The following is a 5462-nucleotide window of genomic DNA, read 5'->3' on the forward strand; positions in this document are numbered from 1 at the left end:
TCCAACTTCTTCACCGACATTGCCATGATGTAAAAACTGCCAGCGATGGTAGCCTCGGTGCCTATGACAAAGGCCAAGCTGTTGAGTCCCCGGATGAGGTGAAAGTCTCAAGTCCGGTTTTGAAGACGAGTAGTTTTGGTGACAGAATTACTTAGTTTAACTTGGGAAAGCGCTACTTGAGTGTGGGTGGATATCGGGGATTGTCAAAAGATCCGTGTTATTCTATGGCTCGGGGCGATCGGCTTTCGTCAGAATGCTACAATCAAGGGCAAAATCTATCCACAAGCGGGTTTCCCTCACGGGGAAAAGCAATTTTTTAGGTGTCGGTGCAATGGGAAACCGAATCTTCCTGAATTTAGGGGAGCGTTATCGGTAAGTTTAGAGAAATTTTATCGCTCGAATACTGCTCGTGCCATCTCAAAAAGCCCAAAAGATAGACTTGAATTCCGAGTACCCCTGTCCTTGTCGGCGACGGGGGCGTTTGATGCCGATCGCGCTGACGGAAGCGTTGGGCTGCGATCGCTGTCAAAATATCTTTGTGGTGACAGAAAACGGACAGGCGATCGAGCAACTCCCCACGAACTCCCCTTATAAACGGTGTTGGCGTTGGAACGGTCATCATTGGTCTGTGGCCAATACGCGATTGCGGGAAAGCTACTTACCCGTGGCAGTGACGATCGTTATCGTACTGGTGGTGTTCTGGTTGCCCTACGTTCTGGGTTTACCTTTCGGACCGAACGCAATCCCCTGGGTGATTCTCGCAGTGCTGCTGGCAACCTTGCCAGCGCTAATGGTCTGGCTGGCTTACAGGCGTTAGCTACATGACAACAGATTCTTTGAATTCAAATTCCGATGCAATGGCGGTGGTGGAAAATGCCTACCGCGCTTCTTTGGTATTTGCCAATACTAAAGGAGTGGAACGAACCCGCGCGATCGAGGCAATGGCAAACGCCCTTGCTGAAGCGGCGGACGATATTTTAGAAGCAAATACCCTGGATTTGGAAGCCTCCCGGGAAATGGCAGTTCCCGAACTGATTCTGGAGTGGCTGAAGCTGACCCCAGAACGGATCCAAACGACGATCCAAATCTTGGAACGGTTGGCAGAGTTATCCGATCCGATGCGCCGGGTGATGAATGCCCCGTACCAAGTGGAACACTCGCAAAGTTATTCTCAGTTGATGCCTTTGGGGGTGATTGCTTTAGTTTACGAAGCCTTACCGGATTTAGGGGCGATCGCCGCCGGATTGTGCGTGAAAACCGGCAACTGTCTGATCCTGAAAGGAGGCATGTACGCCACCCATTCCAATGCCGCGATCGCCCAAACCTTACAGGGGGCGCTGGAAAAGGTGGGAATGCCCCCCGGATGCTTGCAACCTATCCCGGCAGAAATGGGCGCATCCACCCGCGATTTGGTTCGCCAAGATAAGTACGTTAATCTGGTGATTCCCTACGGTCGCCCCAGTCTGGTACAACAGGTGATTCGCCAAGCAACCGCCCCGGTTCTCAAGTCCGCAATGGGCAATTGCTATTTATATTGGTCTCCCACCGGCAGCATGGATTTGGTTCGCAAGACGATCGCCGACAGTCATCAAAGCGAACCCGACCCGGTAAATGCGATCGAAAAAGTGCTGATTCATCGCAACCAAAAACCCTCTTCCCTGACCATGCTGTGGAACACTCTCCAGGAAAAAGGCTTTGAAATTCGCGGCGATGCCCAACTGGTAGAAGAGTTTCCCGAGTTAACATTGGCGGAAAATTCCGAGTGGGGAACGCCTTATTTGACTAAAACCGTGGCGTTTAAAGTGGTGGATAATCTGGAAATGGCGATCGCTTGGCTGAACCAGTACAGCAGCGGTCATGCCGATTGTATCGTCACCGAATCCTATCAAGAAAGCTGCCAATTTGCCCTCGGGGTGAATAGCGCTTCCACCTATATCAATGCCTCCCCTCGGTTTTATCGCTATCCCAAACAGGGAGATGCTATCTTTCTCGGCATGTCTAACCAAAAAGGCCACCGCAGAGGCTCTATCGGGCTGGAAACCCTGACCACGGTGAAACATATCGTCCAAGGATATAGAGCCTTTTAAGGGCGATCGCCTGCAGATCCCTCGGGTCAATTTTGCAGGGGTAGACCGCTTCATCCCCCGCACTTTCTCCCCGGTTTAAATCTCCCTCCCCTAACCCGAATTCCGCCAACTGTAGCGCCACAAGTACCAAAAATACCTGGTCTGGCATTTTTCTGTGCGCCCAACACCACTTCAATAATAAAATTTGAGATTTTAGATAATGGATCGTCGAAAAATTCCATATCTAAAATCCCAATATTATAGCACAAATTAGCCCGATTAACCGGCTTTTTGTCTTAACCGTAGCGGTTTTTGAGCCACTCTAACTTCCCCCTCGGAATTGAAAACCCGAGGGAGTAGATTGCTCTATTTCTGAACTAACTTCACGTTTTTGGCCAAACCAAACGCCTGTAAAAACCGAATTGTCATCCAAGTCAAATCGATTTCCCACCATTTTAAGCCGTGACGAGCTGAGTATTGAAAAGCGTGGTGATTGTTGTGCCACCCTTCGCCATAGGTAACTAATGCTACCCACCAGCAATTCGTCGAAGTATCGTCACACTCATAGGTTCGATAGCCAAATTTATGGGTAGCACTGTTCACAAACCAAGTGCAATGAAACACCACCACCATTCGCACGAAAATTCCCCAGATGACAAAAGACCATCCGAGTCCGGGAGAAACGGCTTCTCCCCAGAAATACAGAGCCACGCCTAAAGCAATCTGAATCGGAAGTAAAAATTTATCGCAAAACCGATAAAATGGATCGTCACTAATATCTTTAGTTAAACGAGGGACTTCATTATCGGCGGGAGAATCATATAACATCCACCCCAGGTGACTCCACCAAAAGCCTTTCTGGGCATCATGGGGGTCTAAGTCGCGATCGGAGTACATGTGATGCGCCCGATGCAGACCTACCCACTCAATGGGGCTTCCTTGACAGCTTAACGTACCGCAGAACACCAGGAAATACTCCAGCCACTTGGGAGCCTGAAAACTGCGGTGGGTGACTAAGCGATGATAGCCCAGGGTAACGCCCAGTCCGCCGGTGATCCAGTGGAACAATACCGCCACACCCACTGCGGCCCAGCTAAAGGTGCTGGGAAGAAATGCCAGCAATGCCAAAGCGTGAACCGCAATCATAAACAGGATTACAGGCCAATCGGGACGCAGGGGCGCTGCTTGCTCTACCTTTTCTTTTGTTGTACTGACAGTCGTCATCTGATACCTTATTACGAATTGTTATGCCTCAATCTGCTATTGATTGTTGCAATAGCGCGTTTAGGCGCTCAACCAACAGGAATCCTCGATTCATCTCAAGGTCAGCCGTAGAATTGGTGTCGGTGGGGATTTCTGACCCTTGGGAATGGAGACACAGGAAGTTCGCCTGAGTTTTGCTCCAATTGGGTGCAGACCCCAACGGTTCACTTTACCATAGAGGTTATAAATTCATGGACGGCTCTCAACCGCTAGAAGAGGCTCAGAAGGAACTATTTCCTATCTTTTCTGGAATTGACGCTCAGGTCAAGCAAAATCTCAAGCGGCTTTTGGATGCATACCGCAATCATCGCGTGGGCGTTCACCACTTTTGTGGGGTCACCGGTTACGGCCATGACGATCTCGGACGCCAAACCCTCGATGAGGTCTTTGCTGAGGTGATGGGGACCGAAGCCGCTGCAGTGCGGGTTCAGTTTGTTTCCGGTACTCATGCTATCACATCGGCTCTATTCGGCGTCCTCCGTCCGGGGGATGAAATGCTCGCCGTCACCGGTGCTCCTTACGACACATTAGAAGAAGCAATTGGTTTGCGGGGCAAGGGTCAAGGATCGTTAATCGAGTGGGGGGTCAAATACCGACAGTTGGATCTGACAGCGGCGGGCGAGGTGGACTGGAATGCCCTGGGACAAGCGGTGAGTGAAAACACGCGGTTGGTGGCCATCCAACGATCCTGTGGTTATTCCTGGCGTCCGAGTCTGGCGATCGCGGATATTGAAAAAATCGTCCGCTTGGTCAAACAACAAAATCCTCACACAGTCTGCTTTGTGGATAACTGCTACGGCGAGTTTGTCGAAGACCGAGAACCCCCCGCCGTGGGTGCGGATTTGATTGCCGGGTCTTTAATTAAAAATCCCGGGGGAACCATCGTCACGGCGGGGGGCTATGTGGCGGGGCGGGCCGATTTGGTGGAAGCGGCAACTTGTCGCCTCACTGCCCCGGGCATTGGTAGCACCGGCGGCGCTACGTTTGACCAAAATCGCTTGCTGTTTCAAGGGTTATTTCTCGCACCGCAAATGGTGGGTGAAGCGATTAAAGGCACTCATCTGACAGCCTATGCGTTCGATCGCTTGGGCTATCGGGTCAATCCGGCCCCCACTGCCCCCAGACGAGATGTGATTCAGGCAGTGGAATTGCGATCGCCAGAAAAGTTGATTGCTCTTTGTCGCGCGATTCAGCAGTATTCCCCGGTGGGGTCTTATCTGGACCCGGTGCCGGCTGCAATGCCGGGATATGAAAGTCAGTTGGTCATGGCCGGTGGTACGTTTATCGATGGCAGTACCTCGGAGTTTTCCGCCGATGGTCCGTTGCGCGAACCTTATATCGCCTTCTGTCAGGGAGGCACTCATTGGACCCATGTGGCGATCGCCCTCGAAGCCGCAATTGCCGCCGTCGGCCCTGGGTAAATCCCTTGTAACTCGATCTTCGCTCAATCGATGAGGCCAACAAATTTACGGCCAATTCTCTTTTTTTCTTCCCAATGCCGAAACCTTGTGTTATGATAATGGAGATGAGTGTGAATTTCGGTTGCAGTGTTTGTTTCGAGTATCGAACGGTATTTTTCGTTTTCGTCTGGGCAGGCTTCTCTCCGAAAAATTAACCTCTACGTTGTCTGATTTTTGTGGAGACAGTGCATGTCAATTTACATCGGTAATCTTTCCTACGACGTAACGCGAGAAGACCTGAACGTAGTCTTTTCGGATTACGGTGCTGTTAAGCGCGTCAGTCTGCCCACTGACCGCGAAACAGGTCGTCCGCGTGGCTTTGGTTTTGTGGAAATGGAAAGCGAAGCTGAAGAAGCTGCCGCCATTGAAGCCCTTGATGGTGCTGAATGGATGGGTCGCGATATGAAAGTCAACAAGGCAAAACCCCGGGAAAACCGAGGGGGGTCTTATGGCAATAATCGTCGCAACAACAGCTTTGCCTCTCGCTACTAAAAACTGAGAGGTTAGCTTTCCCTAGCTAACAATTAAATCTAACCGATAAAAAGCTCAGGCAGTCAGCACCCCGCTCTAAAGAGACGGGGCTAGAGGTCTCGTCTCTTTAGGTAGCTGACCAGCCTAAGCCCTACGAGGGCTACGTTCAGAGCAAGAGTTAAAGACCTACCTTGAGGTGCGT

At 50.9% G+C, this 5462-nt stretch carries 5 protein-coding genes; 4 read left to right on the forward strand and 1 reads right to left on the reverse strand.

The window, feature by feature from the left end:
• Positions 1–409: 409 nt before the first annotated feature.
• Positions 410–817 carry a hypothetical protein gene (locus tag LKK83_RS07200; RefSeq protein WP_324630320.1) on the forward strand — a complete coding sequence of 136 codons (408 nt, stop codon included), beginning with the start codon at positions 410–412 and terminating at the stop codon, positions 815–817.
• A gap of 4 nt (positions 818–821) precedes the next feature.
• Positions 822–2087: a glutamate-5-semialdehyde dehydrogenase gene (locus LKK83_RS07205; RefSeq protein WP_324630321.1), complete on the forward strand. Its 1266-nt coding sequence runs from the start codon at positions 822–824 to the stop codon at positions 2085–2087.
• Positions 2088–2432: 345 nt separating this feature from the next.
• Here the strand turns inward: LKK83_RS07205 and LKK83_RS07210 are convergent, their stop codons facing one another.
• Positions 2433–3290, reverse strand: a complete 858-nt coding sequence (locus LKK83_RS07210; protein ID WP_324630322.1) for an acyl-CoA desaturase — start codon at positions 3288–3290, stop codon at positions 2433–2435.
• 230 nt (positions 3291–3520) lie between these two features.
• On the opposite strand from LKK83_RS07210, the gene LKK83_RS07215 reads away from it, so the two are divergent.
• Both LKK83_RS07215 and LKK83_RS07220 read left to right on the forward strand, forming a co-directional pair.
• Positions 3521–4750, forward strand: coding sequence for a methionine gamma-lyase family protein (locus tag LKK83_RS07215; RefSeq protein WP_324630324.1), 1230 nt, complete (start codon positions 3521–3523; stop codon positions 4748–4750).
• 228 nt (positions 4751–4978) lie between these two features.
• Positions 4979–5281, forward strand: a complete 303-nt coding sequence (locus tag LKK83_RS07220; protein ID WP_324630326.1) for an RNA recognition motif domain-containing protein — start codon at positions 4979–4981, stop codon at positions 5279–5281.
• The last annotated feature ends 181 nt before the right edge of the window (positions 5282–5462 follow it).

This window comes from Phormidium sp. CCY1219, from assembly GCF_035615515.1.
Lineage (GTDB): Bacteria > Cyanobacteriota > Cyanobacteriia > Cyanobacteriales > Laspinemataceae > CCY1219.

Bases quoted from the DNA above. Each gene is read 5' to 3' on its own strand.
- LKK83_RS07205 (WP_324630321.1), top strand. From the start codon at position 822: ATGACAACAGATTCTTTGAATTCAAATTCCGATGCAATGGCGGTGGTG.
- LKK83_RS07220 (WP_324630326.1), top strand. From the start codon at position 4,979: ATGTCAATTTACATCGGTAATCTTTCCTACGACGTAACGCGAGAAGAC.
- LKK83_RS07215 (WP_324630324.1), top strand. From the start codon at position 3,521: ATGGACGGCTCTCAACCGCTAGAAGAGGCTCAGAAGGAACTATTTCCT.
- LKK83_RS07210 (WP_324630322.1), bottom strand. From the start codon at position 3,290: ATGACGACTGTCAGTACAACAAAAGAAAAGGTAGAGCAAGCAGCGCCC.